Genomic DNA, 18,353 nt, shown 5'->3' with positions numbered 1-18,353 from the left:
AGATGATAAAATCATATAAAGACTTAGAAGTATATAACCGATCATTTAAGATGGCGATGGACATTTTTTGGATGACAAGAAATTTTCCTAAAGAAGAGGTTTATTCTCTTACCTCACAAATCGTAAGATCCTCAAGATCTGTTAGTTCTAATATCACGGAGGGATGGGCTAAGAGAAATTATGAAGCAATTTTTAAACAACATTTGATCACTTCACTAGGGTCCAATTCAGAGACTGAAAACTGGTTAAAGTTTGCCTTGGAATGCAAGTATATCACACAAGAAGACTTTAATGCTATATCAAAGGAGCTTGATGAGATTGGTAAAATGTTGACTTCACTACATAAAAACTGGAAAAGTCATGGAAAGTAGTTTAGTGATTAAAGGTTGGAAATTAGAAGTTAGAGAAATAGAAACTAGAGGTTGGAAGGTAGAGGTTAGATTGCTAGATGACAGAAGTTGGAAACTGGTTCTAACCTCTATCTTCTATCTTCTTATCTCTTTTGCAAAGGCACAAACGCTAGAAAACTACCAATTTCAGGCTGCCGAGCAGAATCCCGGCCTTCAGGCCAAGTACAAGGCTTTTGAAGCCACGATGGAAAGAATTCCTCAGGCTAGCAGCCTACAGGATCCAACCTTTTCATTTGGATATTTTATCTCTCCGGTTGAAACTCGAGTTGGGCCACAAAGAGCACGTTTCTCATTGACCCAGATGTTTCCCTGGTTTGGAACGTTAAAAGCCAGTGGAGATGTAGCGGCCTTGAATGCGGAAGCGCAGTATCAGGTCTTTTTGGATGCAAGAAATAAGCTGTATTATCAAATTGCTGTAGCCTACTATCCACTATATGAATTGGATAAGTGGATAGAGCTCGAAAGTGAGAATGCTGAAATCCTTGAGTCATATAAGATCATCGCGACCACTAAGTTTGAAAATGATCAAGGGACTTTGGTTGATGTACTTAGAGTGGACATCATGCTCAAGGATGCATTGACCAATTTGGAAATTCTCAGAAAGAAAAAACAACCATTGGTGACCTCATTCAACAAACTCTTGAATAGAGAAGAGTATGCTGACGTGGTAGTTACAGATTCCCTAATGGTCACTGATTTGGCAGTCAATCGAGATTCCTTGCTAGCTAATAACCCTGTGTTAGACGAGTTGGAAATTCGATTAGAGGCAAGCAAGAAACAAGAAGTTTTGGCTGAGAAGCAAGGATTGCCAAAGCTAGGGGTGGGTTTGGATTACGTGATTGTCAGTGAACGAACAGACATGTCTGTTCCTGACAATGGCCAGAATGCTTTGATGCCTATGGTCACTGTAGGAATCCCCATTTTCAGAGGAAAGTACAAATCAGCAAGGAAGGAAGCTCAGCTGATGCAGGATAGTTATTCGCTTCAAAAAGAGGATCGAATCAATCAGCTCATATCCGGATATGAAATGGCTGATTTCGACCGAGTAAAACAAATGGAACTTCTAAAGCTCTATGACGAGCAAATTACAGAGACACAACAGGTGCTTAACCTTTTACTCTCTGCCTACGGGAACTCAGGAACAGCATTCGAAGAGGTATTGCGTACGCAACAACAACTCTTAAAGTATAAAAAAATGAAGGCTACAGCGATGATGGACTATCACGTTGCAGTGGCCAGGCTTAATTATTTGACAGCTAAAAAATATTGAAATGAATATATCCATAAGAACACTAATCCTTGTGATTGTAGCAACCCTCGCTGGTGGTTTGCTGCTTGGATGGGCCTTTTTTGGTGGAAGTTCCGAAACGGATCATTCCCACACAGAAGTCATCAACGGAGAGACCGTTTGGACCTGCTCCATGCATCCGCAGATTCGCCAAAATGAAGCAGGCGCTTGTCCGATATGTGGGATGGATCTCATCCCGCTTGAAGATGATAACGGAGAAGGTATTGATCCAATGGCAATCAGCATGTCACCTACGGCGATGCAGTTAGCCAATGTTGTTACGGCAGTTGTAGGCAGTGAATCGGCAATGAAAACCATTCGTTTGAACGGCAAAGTGCAGGAAGACGAGCGATTAATCTTCAGTCAGACCACACACTTTCCCGGAAGGATAGAAAAGCTTGCTGTGAATTTTACAGGCGAATATGTCACGAAGGGAAGCACGATCGCCAATCTTTATTCACCTCAATTGGTAACCTCTCAAGAAGAGTTGTTTGAGGCTTATAAAATCAGGGAAAGCCAACCCAATTTATATCGGGCGGCAAGAGAAAAACTGAAGAACTGGAAGCTGACCGAAACTCAAATAGATCAGATCATCTCAACGGGAAAGACTCAGGATCAGTTTCCTGTACTGGCGGATCAATCGGGCTATGTGACTACCAAGAAGGTCAATCTCGGTGACTATGTCAACAGAGGGCAGACCCTTTATGAAATTGCCAATCTATCCAGAGTTTGGGTGCAATTTGATGTGTATGAAAGTGACCTGTCCTGGATTAATAAAGGTGATTCAATTCAATTCAATATTGGTTCACTTCCGGGACAAACGTTTAAAGGCAAGATTGATTACATCGATCCTGTGATCAACCCCAAAACTCGTGTGACAAAAGCAAGAGTAGTCGTCAAAAACAACGATCAAATGCTGAAGCCGGAGATGTTTGCTTCCGGTGAGGTGAAAGCTCAATTGGGAAAGACTTCCGATATATTAACCGTACCTAAATCTGCTGTGATGTGGACCGGAAAACGATCCGTGGTTTATGTGAAACTATTCTCCGATCAAGGATTGCATTTTAAAATGCGTGAAGTGACACTTGGTCCATCTCTGGGAGACGCTTACATCATTGAGAAAGGACTGGAACCGGGTGAGGAAATCGCCGTGAATGGAACGTTCAGTATTGATGCTGCGGCACAGCTTGCAGGCAAACCATCAATGATGAGCCCGGAAGGTGGAGCTGCCATGACAGGTCATAATCATGGTGGAATGAATCAAGAATCCTCACAAAGCAATCATCAAATGAATATGCTTCAGGTGAATGAATTCGAACAAACATTTGAAAGTGATCCTGCATTTAAAGAGCAACTTCAAGCCGTCTTTTCAGCCTATCTACCAGTGAAGGATGCACTCATAGAAAGTGACGTGAAAACAGCAAGCAAGAAAGCTGAAGATCTTCAAAAGGCCATTGAAAAAGTGGATATGAAGCTGGTAAAGGGTGAGGCACATGTGGAATGGATGAAAGATTTGGATGTGCTACAGGAGTCAACAGAAGGTATTCGAAAAGAAACCAATCTGGAAAAAGCTCGAATGATGCTTTCACCTTTGAGCGATCAGCTGTTCCACTCACTAAAAAAATTCCAGGTAGAAGTAGATGGCTACCGTCAGTACTGCCCTATGGCTATGGACAATCAAGGTGCATTCTGGCTGAGTGATTCAGACAAAATACTGAATCCTTATTTTGGGGATGCCATGCTCACCTGCGGGAATGTAGAAGAACATTTAAACGAATCAATTAATTAAACTTTTAAACTCAAATACAATGAAAACAACACTATTGACTCTAGGGCTTGCATTGGCGATTGCTTCTTGCAGCTCGGCAAAAAAGGAAGAGAAAGCAGAAACTAAAGAGGCTGCAAAAACTGAAGTTATGGAGGCATCTACTGGCATTTCTGATTACATGTCACTAAAAGATGCGTTGGTTCAAACGGATGCTTCAGCAGCGAAGGATGCAGCCACTAAACTCGCTGAATCTGCAACCAATGAGAATTGGAATGCTGACATTGTGAATGCAGTAAAAACAATTGCATCCAGTGACGATGTTGAAGCACAGCGTACAGCTTTCAAAACGGTGACAGATGGCCTCATTGCTTCATTAAAAGCGAATGATTCAGAAGATGGAGTTTATGTACAGTACTGTCCGATGGCTTTTGACAATACAGGAGCCAGCTGGTTGAGCATGTCAGATCAGATCAGAAATCCATACTTCGGTGACAAGATGCTGAAGTGCGGAAAAGTAACTGAAGAACTTTAAATCAATTTGATATGAGCGATTTTCTTTCACAGTGGGGGGAAGCTGCATATACTTCAGTTGGTTTTTTCTGGATGGCTCTTTGGGCATTCATTTTGGGCTATGCTGTTAGTGGTATGATCCAAATTTTTGTCACTCAAAGTAGAATGCAAAAAACAATGGGTGACGGAAGTGCCAAAAGTGTTTTTCTGGGAAGTTTTTTTGGATTCATAAGTAGCTCGTGCAGTTTCTCTGCACTTGCTACAACCAAATCACTTTTTCAGAAAGGAGCCAGTTTTGTATCATCCATCGCCTTTCTATTAGCTTCTACGAATCTCGTCATTGAGTTGGGAATTATCATTTCCATTTTTCTTGGTTGGCAGTTTGTAGTAGGGGAATATGTAGGTGGTATCATACTTATCTTGTGTAGCTGGCTATTAATTAAGTTGATTAATCCAAGTAGTCTCATTGAAAAGGCACGTAAGAACTTAGGGACGAGTGATGACGATAACAGAGATTCCACTCCGTTCTCTGACAAAATCAAATCAACTGAGAGTTGGGCTAAAGTGGGTCAACAATATGCAATGGAATGGAAAATGGTCTGGAAAGACGTTACGGTTGGCTTTACCATTGCAGGAATAATATCAGCCTTCGTTCCGGATATATTTTTTGAAGCGCTCTTCATTAACTCAGGAAAGGAGGTGGATTCATATTCATTTCTTTCGCTGTTTCAGCATGTAATTATTGGCCCCATAGCTGCATTTGTCACCTTTATTGGATCGATGGGTAACATACCTCTTGCTGCTCTTTTGTTTGGGAAAGGTGTGAGTTTTGCTGGGGTAATAGCATTTATTTTTAGTGACTTGGTAGTGTTTCCCGTGCTTAGAATAAACGCCAAGTACTATGGATGGAAAATGTCATTCTTCATTTTATTCCTTCTTTTTAGTTCACTGATTGGCACTTCACTTTTTCTTCACTACGGGTTAGAGGTTTTCGGTATGCTACCGGATATTTCATCAGTAAACATCACCGAGAAGGAACACTTTCAAGTCGATTATACATTCTGGCTAAATATTACCTTCCTCATGATTTCAGGCATTTTGATCCATTATGGATTTGTAAAGGGCAAGGATGTTCATCATCATAAAGAGATGGCTCCAAAAAGTCCCATGATGGAACGAGTATTGAAATGGATCGCTGTTGCATGCTATGTCTGGCTTGCCATCGGAATAATTATAAAACTATTTGTTTAAAGCATAATCTTATTCACTATGAAAAATCTAATAATCACAATTTTCATGCTGACCCTTGTGGCATGTAATACAGAAAAGAAAGAAGAAAAAACCGAAGACCATTCTGAACACCAGCATGAAGCTAAAAAAGCGGACACCAAGAAAAAACCCCTGAGTCCCCGAACCGCTTCCATGTCCAATATTGGGAACAACCATGTCCACATTGATTATGGATCACCCAGCAAAAGAGGTCGAATGATCTTTGGAGGATTGGTCGGTTATGGCACAGTTTGGGCTACCGGAGCACACAAGGCTACCACCATTTCTTTTGATAAAGATGTAATCATCAACAGCGTAGAAATTCCAGCAGGGAAGTATGGATTGTTCACCATTCCTGGAGAAGAAGAATGGACAATCATTATCAGTAAAGACTGGGACATGCATTTGGCAGATGAGTATGACGAAACCAATGATGTAGTTAGAGTAAATGCTCCCGTACAAAAACTTGAGGAGGTCGTGGAATCGCTGACTTTTGAGGTCAGTGAAATCAGCGATAAGAATGGACAAATCACTATTAAATGGGATCAGACGGGCGTTTCATTTGACATTGAGAACCAATGAGAAGGCTAGTCATTTCATTATTCGTTCTTGGCTCGATAGTTTCCTGTCAACCCAAAAAAGAGACTTTTCTTAGCAAAATCAAACTGACTGATCTGCAAGGTCAGACGTTGGATTCCGAGCAATTCGAAAATAAAATTGTCATTCTCAATCTTTGGGCTACCTGGTGTAAACCTTGCATCAAGGAAATGCCTGATTTGGTGAAGATGCAAAATGAATTATCTGATGACTTTGTTTTACTTCTTGCATCGGATGAATCACTTGAAAAGATTCAACAATTCACAGAAAGACGACCTTTTGACCTCACGTTTGCTCAAATTCAAACTTCCATTGAGTCTTTAGGTGTCTATTCTTTGCCCACTACATTCGTAATAGGTAAAGACGGACAGCTATTGGAAACACTCGTGGGCGCAAGGAAATGGGACAGTCCTGAACAAATTGAACAACTTAAAACCTATCAGAAATGAAATTATTAACCATACTAACAATTATCTCAATAGCTCTTGTTTCCTGCCAGCCGGGCAAGGAAGAAAAAAAGGAGATTACGGCTCTAAAACAAATAGAATCCCCGACTGGAAACAATGCTTCTTTGCCTTATTTGATCAAGGGTGGGGACAGCAGATTGTATATGTCCTGGGTGGAGAAAAGGGATTCCGGTTGGATCGATCTGAAGTATTCGATACTAAGTGGAGATAGTTGGAGTGCACCGGAATTAATTGCTTCCGGTAACGATTGGTTCGTCAATTGGGCAGATTACCCGATGATGGCGGTGGACAATCAGGGCAACATGATAGCCCACTTTCCCGCTAAAAGTTCTTCTGGAACCTACTCTTATGACGTCAATGTAGTCTACAAGCCAGTGGGTGGTGAATGGTCACAACCGGTGATTCCTCATAATGACGGAACACCTACTGAGCATGGGTTTGTGACCATGCTACCCAAAAATGACGGCACCTTCCTGCTATCATGGCTGGACGGTCGCAATACCGGAGGTGGTGATCACGACTCACATGACAGCCACGGAGGTGGTGGAGCCATGACGATCAGAACAGCTACATTAGATATGACTGGTAATCTAACACAAGAGGCGGAACTAGATTCCAAAGTTTGTGATTGCTGTCAGACCGGAGGTGCAATGACACTAAATGGGCCTGTCATCGTGTACAGAGATCGATCAGAGGAAGAAATGCGCGATATGTCCTTTGTAAGATTTGTTGGAAATGATTGGTCTGAACCTCAGAAGGTAAATTCAGATGGTTGGAAGATTGCAGGATGTCCGGTGAATGGCCCTCGAATAGCTGCTTATGAAAATACAACAGCTACGGCCTGGTTCACTGCTGCTGAAGGTATTGCAAAAGTGAAGGTTGCTTTCATGGATGATTCGGGAGAATCTTTTCAGGAGCCAATCATTGTGGACGATTCCGTTTCGGTAGGTAGAGTAGATATTGTGATGATAGATAATCAATCAGCATATGTAAGCTGGCTTGATCTGGAAGGAGAAACCCCATTTATTAAATTCAGAAAAGTATCAAGGGATGGTTCATTGGAGAAACCGGTAGTAGTTTCTGAAACCAGTGCATCAAGGGGAAGTGGATTTCCTCAGATGGAGGTGATAGATGGCGAGTTGTTTTTTGCTTGGACGAATGTTGGGGAAGAGGGTAATTCGGTTTCTCTTTCTCAATTTAGCTTATGAAGCATTACCTTGTAGATGGGATAACTTGTTAGCCTATTTGATTCTTTAGCGATTAGGTTTGAATGAAAAAAAGAGCCAGGATAATTATCCTGGCTCTATTCTCTTACTCAACTAATTTCACTCACTTACAATAAGCCCAACGCTTTCTGCAATTCCAGTTGCGAAACACTCACCTCGTACACTGAACCCAGGACATTAAGCTTTGCTTGAGACAATTGCAAATCGGCATCAGTTAATTCCAATCGACTACTTAAGCCTTCTTGATATCTCTGCTTTACCATGTTGTAATGAAGCTCAGCTGCAGAAAATGTTCGGTGGTGCATTTCCAGACGATCATTTGCTCCTTCAAGACGAACTTGCATGCTTCGTATTTCGATATCCACCTTTTCTTCCAGATCCTGCAAAGACGTCTTCGCTTGTTGCAATTTCAGTTTCGCCTGTACTGCCTGATAATTGGTTCTGCCGCCGTTGAATACCGGGACATTTAGCTGGAGTCCTACATAAGTAGTTTTTGGCCAATTATATTTAGCGAAATCCATATCATCGGACTGAGCTTGGAGTTGATAACTCCCAACTAGTGAAAGCACAGGTAGTCGCTGAGCTTGCGATTTTTCAAGCCCATTTTTACTTAGTTCAACTATCCACTGCTGCTGTTGCAAATCCGATCTTTTTTCCTTTTCATTAATCTGAAAGTCTTTCTGATTTACTGAAATCAATCGATCAGTAAGGACTAGTTCCTGTGTATCAGAAAGCCCAATTTTATGTTTAAACTTAATCAAAGCTATTTGATAGAGATTTTCCAAAAATGAGATCTCAGTCGTCAGATTATCCGTTGCGATGGCACTTCTAACCGTGTCAATCTTTAATCCCTTTCCTTGTTCAAAAAGTTGCTTCGCATCTTTTAGCGCATAAATATTTCGCTCAAGACTCTGACGATGCAATAGAATGGTCTCCTCAATCAAAAGAACCTCATAGTAGGCTTTGGCAACATCCAAAACAAGAATAGACTCCAAATCTTTGGATTGTTCTTTCGTCACCAAAGCATTCAGTTTGACTGATTTAATCTGCTTTCTTGTGACCTCCGAAAGGATCGGTTGATTCAGATTGATAGCCGCACTCCAGGCATTTCTGCCACCCACTGCTACATCTACCACCGGAGATTCACTACCTACAAATGATCCGGGCATAAATATGACTGCCCGATCAATAAAATGGGTATAAGTACCACCTGCGGAAATAGTTGGCAGCAAGTGACCCTTGCTTTCTTTTATGGCCTGCTCAGCCAGACTATTTTCCAGCTTCTGAACCATGAGTTCCTTATTATTCTTTTTCGCTAACTCAATGGCCTCATTCAAATTTAACTCGAGCCTTTGTGCCTGGCCGGAATAACCCAGTCCAAGCAACAAAAGTCCGGATAATATGTTATGTATGTTTTTCATAATAGTGTCATTAAATGTTCCCAGATTCATCCACCACTTCAGTAGTGAATTTTGATGAAGACAAATAGGAATAAATGGCAGGGATAATAAATAGCGTCAGGATACCAGCGAAGATTAAACCACCAACGATTACAATTCCTAGTGACTGACGGCTATTGGCGGTCAGTGCGATTGGAATGGCACCAAAAATCATGGCCAATGAAGTCATTAAAATAGGTCTGAATCGTTGCTCAGCTGCCACTTTTGCTGCTTCGAATTTGGAGAGCCCTGTGCTCTTCAGGTGGTTGGCAAACTCAACGATCAGAATGCCATTTTTCGTAATCAATCCTATCAGGGTAATTATTCCAATCTGACTAAATACATTAAGGCTTTGGTCGAACCATTCCAGACTCAATAATGCTCCGGCAATCGCCATAGGTACGGTAAGCATGATGATGAGTGGATCTCGTAAACTCTCAAATTGAGCTGCAAGAATCATATAGATCATCACCAGAGCCAATATCAAAGTGAATGACAAACTCCCCTTGCTTTCCATATAGTCGCGAGATTGCCCAGCCAATGAGCTCGTAAAGTTCTCTCCCAATACTTCAGCTTTTATTCGCTCCATCTCACGAATACCTTCATCCAAACTCACCCCTTGAGCAAGTCCTGCAGAGATAGTCGCAGAAGTATACTGGTCATAGCGATAAATGGCTGCCGGGCTGATTCCTTCCTCGATGGTTACCAAATTGTCTATGGATATCATCTGTCCATTGCTGGACCGAACGTTGATGGCTCGGATATCGCTTATGTCATTTCTGTTGATTTGCTCCACCTGACCTATTACTTCATACTGTCGGTCATTCATTAGGAAATAGCCATATCGCTGACCTGAAAATGCCAACTGAAGAGCCCGTGCTACTTCCTGAATGGAAACTCCCAGCATTGCAGCCTTATCCCGATCAATATTGATCATTAGTTCTGGTTTATTGATTTTAAGGTCACTATCCACAAACATGAGTTTGTTGCTCTGCCTTGCTGCCGCCAAAAAATCAGGAAGTACACTCGAGATGCTGTCAAGATTTGAAGCCTGAAGCACATACTGTACCGGTTGACCGCCACCGTATTTCGTGCCGATGGTTGGTGGCATGTATGGGAATAGCAAGATATTTCTGAATTGGCCAGAAGCCGCTCCATACTGATAATACAATTCCTGAGCTGACATCTTGCGATCTTTTGGATCTTTCAAGTAAATACTTTGTACTGCCACATTCACCGGTGCTGGTGCCGGAATAAATGAAATAGCAACCATCGAATAGGTCTGATACAGTCCATCCGTATTGTCATTCACATAATGTCCTACTTCTTCCATGTTTTTCTTCATGAAGTCATAGGAGACTCCCTCAGGAGCAATTGCGATCAACATCATATTGGACCTATCCTCAAGAGGAGCTAATTCTGAAGGAAGTTTGGTACCTAAAAAGTAGATCAATGCGCCAGTTAAAGGGAGAAAAATCCAGGCTAAAAATCTGTATTGCATAAATGCACTGAGTAATTTTCCATACCCATTATTTAGACCTGCAAAGAATGGCTCAGTCACCCGATACAACCAGGTTGGCTTATCTTGCTTCTTAAGTAAATAAGCACTCAACATTGGAGATAATGAAAGAGCTACAAAGGCGGAGACCAATACGGATCCGGATACTACGATAGCAAATTCCTTAAAGAGTTGACCACTGATTCCACCCATGAAAATGATGGGCAAGAACACTGCGGCCAGAGTTATGGTAGTAGAAATTACGGCGAAGTAAATTTCCTTAGACCCAGCGAATGCCGCCTGAATTGGATCCATGCCTTCCTCTACTTTTTTATAGATATTCTCCAAAACCACAATTGCATCATCCACTACAAGACCAATGGCCAATACCAGGCCCAGAAGGGTGAGTACATTGATTGAAAATCCAGCGATGTACATGATGAAGAATGCAGAAAGAATAGATACAGGAATGGCGAGAACTGGAATAATGGTTGACCTCCAATCTCTCAGGAAAAGGAAGATAATGATCACTACCAATCCAAATGCAATGAGCAAAGTCTCCTCCACTTCTTTTACAGACTCACGTACGGGCTTTGTAAAGTCAAATCCTACGATCAGTTTGTATTCTGAAGAAACTTCTGTTCTCAATTGATCCAGTCGTCTGTAGAATTCGTCCACTACTTCAATGGCATTGGCTCCTCTTTGAATTTGAATAGCTACACCCACACCTATCCGGTCTGCCTTATCAGTTCCATTAATGATGGCGTTTCTCTCATTCACCTCGCCCAGCTCCGCATAACCAATGTCCTTCAATTTGATAGAGGAGGTAGGTGTTTGTTTGATGATCATTTCATTAAACTCCTCGGCTGTTGTTAGCCTGCCAAGTGTGCGAACGCTTAATTCATTACTCTGGCCTTCAATTCTACCCGCAGGTAAATCGATGTTTTCTCTCATCAAAGCCACTCTGATATCCTCTGGAGTCAATTGATACGCTGTTAGTTTGATTGGATCGAAACGCAATCTCATTGCATATTTATGTTCTCCGACAATGCTAACCCGCTGAATGCCAGGAATGGATTGAATCCGCTCCTTGATGGTTGTTGAAGCCAGATGACTCACTTCCTTGATGTCCTTTGTTTCACTTTCCACTTCAAGAAACGCCACCAGGTTATCAGGTGAACTTGATTTTTCCACAATAGGAGGATCCAGATCTGATGGTAGTTGATTTTTCGCCTTAGCGACTTTATCACGCACATCATTAAGGGCATCCTCCAGATCAATATTTCGATTGAATTCAATGGAGATAATCCCTACCTGTTCCCTCGACTCTGAGGATATGGTTCGAACTCCATTTGCTTCTGCAATGGATTCTTCCAGTGGCTTGGTAATTTTAGATGCAATTACATCAGGGCTTGCACCCGGATAAAAAGAGATCACTGAAATCACAGGAGGTTCAGTAAGTGGAAATTCCCTGATTCCCAAATACTTCCACCCCACAAAACCCATAATGACTATGACGGCTGAAAATACGCCGGCCAGAACGGGTTTTCTTATACTTAATGAAGGTAAACTCATAATCGTATTATTTAGAAGTAACTATTTGTACAGGTGTGCCTTCCCCTGTTCTGAGGAGGTTGGAAATCATCACCGTATCGCCATCAACAAGTCCTTCAGAGATCAATGCCTCTGACTCACTTCGGTTGCTTAGTTTGACACTGGTAGACTTAGCTACACCGCCTTTAACAACAAAAACAGAATACCCGCCAGCACCTGGAATCAGAGCTTCCGTTGGTATCTTGATCCCAAGATTATTGGATGAAGAAGTTGAATAATAAACCCGTGCTGACATGCCAGGCTTCAGCTGTCCGTCCTTGTTGTCGGTGGTAGCGTGGACGGTTAATGCTCTTGTTTGGGTATTGATCTCGGATTCAATTGCGGTTATTTTCGCGTCGAATTGCTCATCAACATTCGGAAGAGAAAATGAAATCTTCATGCTTGTTTTGACCGCTGACGAATATTTTTCCGGAACCGAAAATTCAATTTTTAACGGGTTAACTTCATGAAGTTTCACAAGGGTCATTCCAGGATTGGCAAGTGAGCCCGTAAAAGCCCTTGTAATACCAGCAATTCCTGAAAATGGAGCTGTGATTTGCGTCTTTTGTATTTCAACCTGTAGAAGATCTTTTGATGCCTGTAAGGAGATCAAACGGGCATTAGCAATGTCAAACTCTTCCTGACTTACCGCATCATTCTTCAATAAAGCGGAAATTCGGTTTTTGTTGATAGTTGCCAACTGAAGGTCGGCATCAACTTGCTTAAGTCGTGCCATGAGATCAGCATCATCAAGCTTGTATAGAAGTTGACCTTTGGTAACATAGCTACCATCAGTGAAACCCACATTAACTATTTTTCGAGATACTTCACTGACCACCGCTATTTCTCGGTTGGAAATAGCAGAGCCCGAAACAACTTCAATTTGATCGATTGATGTGGCAGAAACCACCTTCACATCGACAGGTAGCTTAAAAGGTTCAGCAATATTATTGCTTACTTCTGCACTAGCACTTGAACAACTCTGAATCGCAATGACTATCACTGCAAACAGTAGGTTCAAATAGATTTTAGTTCTTGAATTTTTCATAAACTTTAAGTTTTTTTTTAAAGAAGGGCCCTTGTTAAAACAGGGACCCTTGTATAGATTTTTCTCTTATTATTTCGGTGATTTAATACCAACTACGGCCACCAAAGTCCCAAGCACACCAATAATGGCAGCTGTTCGGAATGCACCCTGAAAACCTTCAGTCAGTGCTTCTTTTGAAACCGTTCCGTCAATAGACAACCCGTTGGTGATGGCAATGGCAATAGCCACAACAATCGCTAAACCAATAGCAGACCCCACCTGATATGTGGTGTTCACCAGGCCTGAAGCCAATCCGGTTTCTTCTGGTTTTGCACCCGACATGGCGGCCATAGTTCCGGGGATGTATGCCAGTGACATACCAATAGCACCAAGTAATGAGGCACCCAATACGTCCACAAGGAAATTCCCATCTACGGATACTGTCGAAAACCACACGAGTGAAGCAGTTAGTACAATCAGTCCGGCAACAAGGTTATTTTTCACCCCAAAGCGCTCAATCATTTTACCGCTCACGCCAACCATTAGGATCATGATCGCAATGGTCATAGGCAACAGTGCCACACCTGACCAAAACGCGGAGTAGCCAAGCGTTTGCTGTAAATAAAGGTTCAGATAAAACCACATTGGAATCCATGCACCTGCCATCAGCGCCATGACCAGGTTGGCAGCAGACAAATTAGGAGCTTTGAAGATGCTCAATGGAAGTAATGGAGATTTAGAATTCTTCTGGATCGCAATGAAAACGATTAGCAACACCAATGCAATCGCAAACAAGCTAATGGTAGTTAAAGAACTCCACCCATTTTGCTCCACCATGACAAGGGTGTATACAATCAGCATGGTAGCAGCAGTTACCAGAATGGCACTTAGATAATCGATTTTGCCACGAACTTTACTTCCATTCATCAATAGAGAAGCACCGAATAGCATGACAATTATTCCCATAGGGATGTTGATGAAAAACACCCATCTCCATGACATGTACTCGGTAAGCACACCACCAAGGAAAACACCGGCAGAACCACCGGCCGCAGCAGAAGCACCCCAGAAACCAAAAGCTTTTCCCAGCTCTTTTGGATCAGTGAAGATGCTCATAAGCAGGTTCAGCGCTGCTGGAGCAATGAGGGCTGAACCCAGTCCTTGCAATGCTCTTCCCACATTCATAGATGTTTCTGACCAGGCCAACCCTGTGAGTAAAGAAGCCAACGTTAGAATAGCAAAACCCCAAAGAAAGATGTTCTTTGAGCCATACAGGTCGGAAAGCTTTCCGCCCAAAAGCAACATACCCCCCAATACAATCACATAAGCATTGAAGATCCACTGCAATGCGGATGGGGTGTAGTTTAATGCACTTTGAATGGCAGGAAGGGCTACTCCAATAATGGAAGTGTCCATAATCACCATAAACTGTGCAGTACACAAGACTGCCAAAGCTGCCCATCTTTTCTCGAAGAGCGTGCCGGCGTTTAATGACATTGAATTTGACATAATTGTGAAATTTATTTTCACAAAATTCCGACAGCCACTCATGAGCTACTTTACACAATTGCCTCTATTGATTGCACAATTTTGATAGTTGAATTGTTATTGACTTTATAAAGGAGATAGTTGTTGAAATAGCAATCCTCATCCTATTTATTTACCTTAACTGTGTCAATTTGAAAGACGTTGGAAATCACTCAGCTACATATTAAAAACATGGTTTGTCCCCGATGTATTATGGTGGTCAAACAAGCCTTTGATCAGATTGGAGTTGAACCTTTATCTGTTGAACTGGGGGAGGTGAAGCTGAATGACGAATTGACTACAGAACAGCAAAAGCGTTTAGACGACTTGCTGCAAAAAAATGGTTTTGAGCGAATTGATGATAAGAAAGTCAGGCTCCAGGAAAAGATCAAAACCCTGATTATTGACACTATCCATCATAAAGATCCTTACGATACCCATATCCAATGGTCTGCTTTTCTGGCAGATCAGCTCCATTATGATTACAACTATTTGAGTGGTCTTTTTTCGTCTATGGCGGGTATTACATTAGAGCAATACATCATACGTCAGAAGATGGAAAAAGTGAAGGAGTTTCTATTTTATGATGAATTATCGGTGAAAGAAATAGCTTACAAAATGGGTTTTAGTAGTGTGGCTCATCTGTCCAATCAATTCAAAAAAGTCATCGGAATGTCACCTACTGAATTCAAGAAAAGTATTCAAAATACCCAGTCAAGAAAGTCACTGGACCAGATCATATAATCTTGTAATCCTTCCTGGTGATTATGTAACGCTTTCGGTGCTTTTCGTACGCAACTTTGATAAAAATTGGTACGATGGAAAGCACACAGGTCAATATCAAAGGGATGGTTTGCAGTCGCTGCATTTATACCATCAGGGAAAATCTGCATAAGGCCGGAATGTTCATTCGGGACATCTCATTGGGAAAAGTCGCATTTTGCAAGCCGATTGCTGAAATCGATAAGGTAAAAATTCGGTCCATTCTTTCGGACTTAGGCTTTGAGCTTATTTCAGACAAAAAAGAAAAACGCCTGGAAGAAATTAAGGCATTCATTCATACATGGATTGAGGAAGGTAGCGGCAAGGATTCGGATTTGTCGCTTTCAGAAAGCCTTGCAAGACATTTTATCATACACTATGACTCCCTTAGTGAACTATTCTCGCAAATGGAAGGTAAGTCCATTGAGAAGTATCACATTGAGAAGCGTTTGGAAGCTGTAAAGGAATTGCTAGTATATACCGATCTATCCTTATCAAAAATTGCTTTCAAAAAAGGATTCAGCAGCGTTCATCATCTTTCAACTCAGTTCAAGAAAGTCACAGGCCTGAATCCCTCCCACTTCAGGGAGATACAAGCTGCAAAGGCGCAGGTTCTAAATCAAAATTCAATGCAAAATGATGCAATCCATATCGGTAATTATGTAACAGATAACCCGGAGGTCGATCTGAACTTTGCAGAGTAAATCAAAATAAAATGGAAACAGTAATAGAAAAATCAGCCAATATAACCAATGAGGTTATCAAGGAAAGCTTCCCGGTGACAGGGATGACCTGTGCGGCATGCGCCTCCAGTGTGGAGTCCATGATCAGCAATACACCAGGCGTCACCATGGCGAGTGTAAATTTTGCAACAAACTCCGTATTGGTAGAGCGCGAAAAATCAGTGACATCTGAGATGCTCCGTCAGGCAGTTCAGGCAATAGGTTACGACCTGATCGTAGACGAAGTAGACCCATCTGCAAAGCAGGAAGAGCTACAACAGAAACATTATAAGGACGTAAAAAACCGAACCATCTGGTCGGCACTGCTCACGCTACCGGTCTTTATCATAGGGATGTTCTTCATGGAGTGGAACGAAGGGCGATGGATATCCCTTACACTGACCATCCCTATCCTTTTTTGGTTTGGCCGCAACTTTTACATCAATGCCTTCAAGCAGGCAAAACATGGTAAAGCGAATATGGACACCCTTGTGGCTCTAAGTACCGGAATTGCATTTATATATAGCTTATTCAATACATTATTTCCTGAATTCTGGCACAGCAAGGGCATTCACCCTCATGTCTATTATGAGGCGGCTGTTGTCATTATCACATTTATTTCATTGGGTAAACTCCTTGAGGAAAAAGCTAAATCCAATACCTCATCCGCTATCAAAAAGCTGATGGGTCTTCAACCAAAAACTTTAAAAGCTCTTATTGATGGAGAAGAAGTTGAGATTCCAATTTCGTCTGTTCAGGTTGGTTATACCATTATTGTCAGACCGGGTGAAAAAATTCCTGTGGATGGCGAGGTGATCAAAGGGGAGTCTTTTGTGGATGAAAGCATGATTACCGGTGAACCCATTGCAGTTTCCAAATCAACTGGCGACAAAGTATTCGCCGGAACGATCAATCAAAAAAGTTCATTCCAGTTTCGAGCAGAGAAGGTAGGTGGAGAAACGCTCCTTTCTCAGATCATCAAAATGGTACAGGAGGCGCAGGGTAGTAAGGCACCAGTACAAAAATTGGTAGACAAAATCGCAGGCATTTTTGTGCCAATCGTTGTAGGTATTTCCATTGTTACATTCATCACATGGATGTTGGTTGGTGGCGACAATGCGTTCACACAAGCCCTGCTTACTTCCGTCGCTGTGCTGGTCATCGCCTGTCCGTGTGCATTAGGCCTAGCTACTCCAACTGCAATTATGGTAGGAGTGGGCAAAGGTGCTGAAAACAACATCTTAATTAAAGATGCAGAAAGCCTGGAACTTGCGCATAAAGTGAACGCAGTGATCCTGGACAAAACCGGCACCATCACAGAAGGCCGGCCTGTTGTGACAGATATGATTTGGGGTACCCACGATTCAGATGTGCAAAGGTCTACGGAGATTCTCCTGGGAATGGAGGCCGTTTCTGAGCACCCATTAGCAGAAGCAGTGGTCAACAAATTGAAAGAAGACCACATAGAGGCTGCTGAGGTATCCTCTTTTGAAAGCATCACAGGTAGGGGTGTCAAGGCAGTTTCAGGGGACGTCATGTACTATGTTGGAAATCGCAAACTGATTTCTGAAAACAACATTAGTATAAGTCTAACGCTCAATCAAAATGCCGGCTCGTTACAGCAGGAAGCTAAGACAGTCATCTATTTTGCCAATGAGCACCAGGTACTTGCGGTGTTGGCCATAGCAGATCAGGTGAAGTCCAGTTCCAAAAAGGCCATACAAACCCTGCAGGATCGGGATATTGATGTTTACATGCTTACAGGCGACAATCATCAAACTGCCGGAGCAGTGGCAGAGCAGGTAGGATTAAAGCATTTTAAAGCAGAAGTGATGCCATCCGAAAAGGCTGACTTTGTCAAAGAGCTACAGGCTCAGGGAAAAGTGGTGGCCATGGTTGGTGACGGAATCAATGATTCTCATGCCCTCGCACAAGCAGATGTCAGCATCGCTATGGGCAAAGGATCTGACATTGCCATGGATGTGGCAAAGATGACCCTGATCACATCAGATCTCATGTCTATCCCGAAGGCATTGAATCTTTCCACTAAAACCGTGATGGGCATTCGTCAAAACCTGTTCTGGGCATTCATTTACAACCTGATCGGTATCCCGATTGCAGCCGGAGTGCTCTATCCATTCAATGGATTCTTGCTTGATCCAATGATTGCCGGTGCAGCCATGGCTTTCAGTTCGGTTTCAGTAGTGGCCAATAGTCTTCGATTGAAAGCTTCTAAACTGTAAACAGTAC

15 protein-coding genes are annotated in these 18,353 nt (G+C 42.2%); 11 read left to right on the top strand and 4 right to left on the bottom strand.

Annotated elements, in window-relative coordinates:
* Window positions 1-2 precede the first annotated feature (2 nt).
* Genes CHB71_RS13235 through CHB71_RS13200 form a run of 8 tightly spaced genes read left to right on the top strand, consistent with a single transcriptional unit; the run spans window position 3 to window position 7,517 of the window.
* Window positions 3-371 carry a four helix bundle protein gene (locus tag CHB71_RS13235; protein WP_089357394.1) on the top strand — a complete coding sequence of 123 codons (369 nt, stop codon included), beginning with the start codon at window positions 3-5 and terminating at the stop codon, window positions 369-371.
* Window positions 361-1,680 (top strand): TolC family protein, encoded by a 1,320-nt coding sequence (locus CHB71_RS13230; RefSeq protein WP_089357393.1) that lies wholly within the window; start codon window positions 361-363, stop codon window positions 1,678-1,680. The genes CHB71_RS13235 and CHB71_RS13230 overlap by 11 nt, the downstream gene beginning before the upstream one ends.
* A 1-nt stretch (window position 1,681) precedes the next feature.
* Window positions 1,682-3,487: an efflux RND transporter periplasmic adaptor subunit gene (locus CHB71_RS13225; RefSeq protein WP_089357392.1), complete on the top strand. Its 1,806-nt coding sequence runs from the start codon at window positions 1,682-1,684 to the stop codon at window positions 3,485-3,487.
* A 19-nt stretch (window positions 3,488-3,506) separates the two neighbouring features.
* The gene (locus CHB71_RS13220) at window positions 3,507-3,998 is read left to right on the top strand and encodes a DUF3347 domain-containing protein (RefSeq protein WP_089357391.1); all 492 of its coding nucleotides are present in this window, start codon (window positions 3,507-3,509) and stop codon (window positions 3,996-3,998) included.
* An 11-nt stretch (window positions 3,999-4,009) separates the two neighbouring features.
* The gene (locus tag CHB71_RS13215) at window positions 4,010-5,227 is read left to right on the top strand and encodes a permease (RefSeq protein ID WP_089357390.1); all 1,218 of its coding nucleotides are present in this window, start codon (window positions 4,010-4,012) and stop codon (window positions 5,225-5,227) included.
* A gap of 18 nt (window positions 5,228-5,245) precedes the next feature.
* Window positions 5,246-5,827, top strand: coding sequence for a DUF2911 domain-containing protein (locus tag CHB71_RS13210; RefSeq protein WP_089357389.1), 582 nt, complete (start codon window positions 5,246-5,248; stop codon window positions 5,825-5,827).
* The gene (locus tag CHB71_RS13205; RefSeq protein ID WP_089357388.1) at window positions 5,824-6,291 is read left to right on the top strand and encodes a TlpA family protein disulfide reductase; all 468 of its coding nucleotides are present in this window, start codon (window positions 5,824-5,826) and stop codon (window positions 6,289-6,291) included. Before CHB71_RS13210 ends, CHB71_RS13205 begins: the two co-directional genes overlap by 4 nt.
* Window positions 6,288-7,517: a hypothetical protein gene (locus CHB71_RS13200; RefSeq protein WP_089357387.1), complete on the top strand. Its 1,230-nt coding sequence runs from the start codon at window positions 6,288-6,290 to the stop codon at window positions 7,515-7,517. The genes CHB71_RS13205 and CHB71_RS13200 overlap by 4 nt, the downstream gene beginning before the upstream one ends.
* 125 nt (window positions 7,518-7,642) lie before the next feature.
* Here CHB71_RS13200 and CHB71_RS13195 read toward each other — a convergent pair whose 3' ends face one another.
* From CHB71_RS13195 to CHB71_RS13180, 4 genes are all read right to left on the bottom strand, one after another.
* Window positions 7,643-8,956, bottom strand: coding sequence for a TolC family protein (locus CHB71_RS13195; RefSeq protein ID WP_179213418.1), 1,314 nt, complete (start codon window positions 8,954-8,956; stop codon window positions 7,643-7,645).
* A gap of 10 nt (window positions 8,957-8,966) precedes the next feature.
* Window positions 8,967-12,047 carry an efflux RND transporter permease subunit gene (locus CHB71_RS13190; RefSeq protein ID WP_089357385.1) on the bottom strand — a complete coding sequence of 1,027 codons (3,081 nt, stop codon included), beginning with the start codon at window positions 12,045-12,047 and terminating at the stop codon, window positions 8,967-8,969.
* A 7-nt stretch (window positions 12,048-12,054) separates the two neighbouring features.
* Window positions 12,055-13,113 (bottom strand): efflux RND transporter periplasmic adaptor subunit, encoded by a 1,059-nt coding sequence (locus tag CHB71_RS13185; RefSeq protein WP_089357384.1) that lies wholly within the window; start codon window positions 13,111-13,113, stop codon window positions 12,055-12,057.
* Between the two features lie 69 nt (window positions 13,114-13,182).
* Window positions 13,183-14,601 (bottom strand): MFS transporter, encoded by a 1,419-nt coding sequence (locus CHB71_RS13180; protein ID WP_089357383.1) that lies wholly within the window; start codon window positions 14,599-14,601, stop codon window positions 13,183-13,185.
* Window positions 14,602-14,832: 231 nt separating this feature from the next.
* Here CHB71_RS13180 and CHB71_RS13175 point away from each other — a divergent pair, with 231 nt between their 5' ends.
* From CHB71_RS13175 to CHB71_RS13165, 3 genes are all read left to right on the top strand, one after another.
* Window positions 14,833-15,363: a helix-turn-helix domain-containing protein gene (locus CHB71_RS13175; protein ID WP_245811277.1), complete on the top strand. Its 531-nt coding sequence runs from the start codon at window positions 14,833-14,835 to the stop codon at window positions 15,361-15,363.
* A 74-nt stretch (window positions 15,364-15,437) separates the two neighbouring features.
* Window positions 15,438-16,085 (top strand): helix-turn-helix domain-containing protein, encoded by a 648-nt coding sequence (locus CHB71_RS13170; protein WP_089357382.1) that lies wholly within the window; start codon window positions 15,438-15,440, stop codon window positions 16,083-16,085.
* Window positions 16,086-16,096: 11 nt separating this feature from the next.
* Window positions 16,097-18,346 carry a heavy metal translocating P-type ATPase gene (locus CHB71_RS13165; protein ID WP_089357381.1) on the top strand — a complete coding sequence of 750 codons (2,250 nt, stop codon included), beginning with the start codon at window positions 16,097-16,099 and terminating at the stop codon, window positions 18,344-18,346.
* The last annotated feature ends 7 nt before the right edge of the window (window positions 18,347-18,353 follow it).

This window comes from Ekhidna lutea (genome assembly GCF_900188325.1).
Lineage (GTDB): Bacteria > Bacteroidota > Bacteroidia > Cytophagales > Cyclobacteriaceae > Ekhidna > Ekhidna lutea.
The sequence above is the reverse complement of the archived record's forward strand: the minus strand, read 5'-3'. Positions and strand labels throughout refer to the sequence as shown.

Excerpts from the sequence above, each read along its gene's own strand:
- CHB71_RS13235 (WP_089357394.1), top strand. The coding sequence starts at position 3 with ATGATAAAATCATATAAAGACTTAGAAGTATATAACCGATCATTTAAG.
- CHB71_RS13230 (WP_089357393.1), top strand. The coding sequence starts at position 361 with ATGGAAAGTAGTTTAGTGATTAAAGGTTGGAAATTAGAAGTTAGAGAA.
- CHB71_RS13225 (WP_089357392.1), top strand. The coding sequence starts at position 1,682 with ATGAATATATCCATAAGAACACTAATCCTTGTGATTGTAGCAACCCTC.
- CHB71_RS13220 (WP_089357391.1), top strand. The coding sequence starts at position 3,507 with ATGAAAACAACACTATTGACTCTAGGGCTTGCATTGGCGATTGCTTCT.
- CHB71_RS13215 (WP_089357390.1), top strand. The coding sequence starts at position 4,010 with ATGAGCGATTTTCTTTCACAGTGGGGGGAAGCTGCATATACTTCAGTT.
- CHB71_RS13210 (WP_089357389.1), top strand. The coding sequence starts at position 5,246 with ATGAAAAATCTAATAATCACAATTTTCATGCTGACCCTTGTGGCATGT.
- CHB71_RS13205 (WP_089357388.1), top strand. The coding sequence starts at position 5,824 with ATGAGAAGGCTAGTCATTTCATTATTCGTTCTTGGCTCGATAGTTTCC.
- CHB71_RS13200 (WP_089357387.1), top strand. The coding sequence starts at position 6,288 with ATGAAATTATTAACCATACTAACAATTATCTCAATAGCTCTTGTTTCC.
- CHB71_RS13195 (WP_179213418.1), bottom strand. The coding sequence starts at position 8,956 with ATGAAAAACATACATAACATATTATCCGGACTTTTGTTGCTTGGACTG.
- CHB71_RS13190 (WP_089357385.1), bottom strand. The coding sequence starts at position 12,047 with ATGAGTTTACCTTCATTAAGTATAAGAAAACCCGTTCTGGCCGGCGTA.
- CHB71_RS13185 (WP_089357384.1), bottom strand. The coding sequence starts at position 13,113 with ATGAAAAATTCAAGAACTAAAATCTATTTGAACCTACTGTTTGCAGTG.
- CHB71_RS13180 (WP_089357383.1), bottom strand. The coding sequence starts at position 14,601 with ATGTCAAATTCAATGTCATTAAACGCCGGCACGCTCTTCGAGAAAAGA.
- CHB71_RS13175 (WP_245811277.1), top strand. The coding sequence starts at position 14,833 with ATGGTGGTCAAACAAGCCTTTGATCAGATTGGAGTTGAACCTTTATCT.
- CHB71_RS13170 (WP_089357382.1), top strand. The coding sequence starts at position 15,438 with ATGGAAAGCACACAGGTCAATATCAAAGGGATGGTTTGCAGTCGCTGC.
- CHB71_RS13165 (WP_089357381.1), top strand. The coding sequence starts at position 16,097 with ATGGAAACAGTAATAGAAAAATCAGCCAATATAACCAATGAGGTTATC.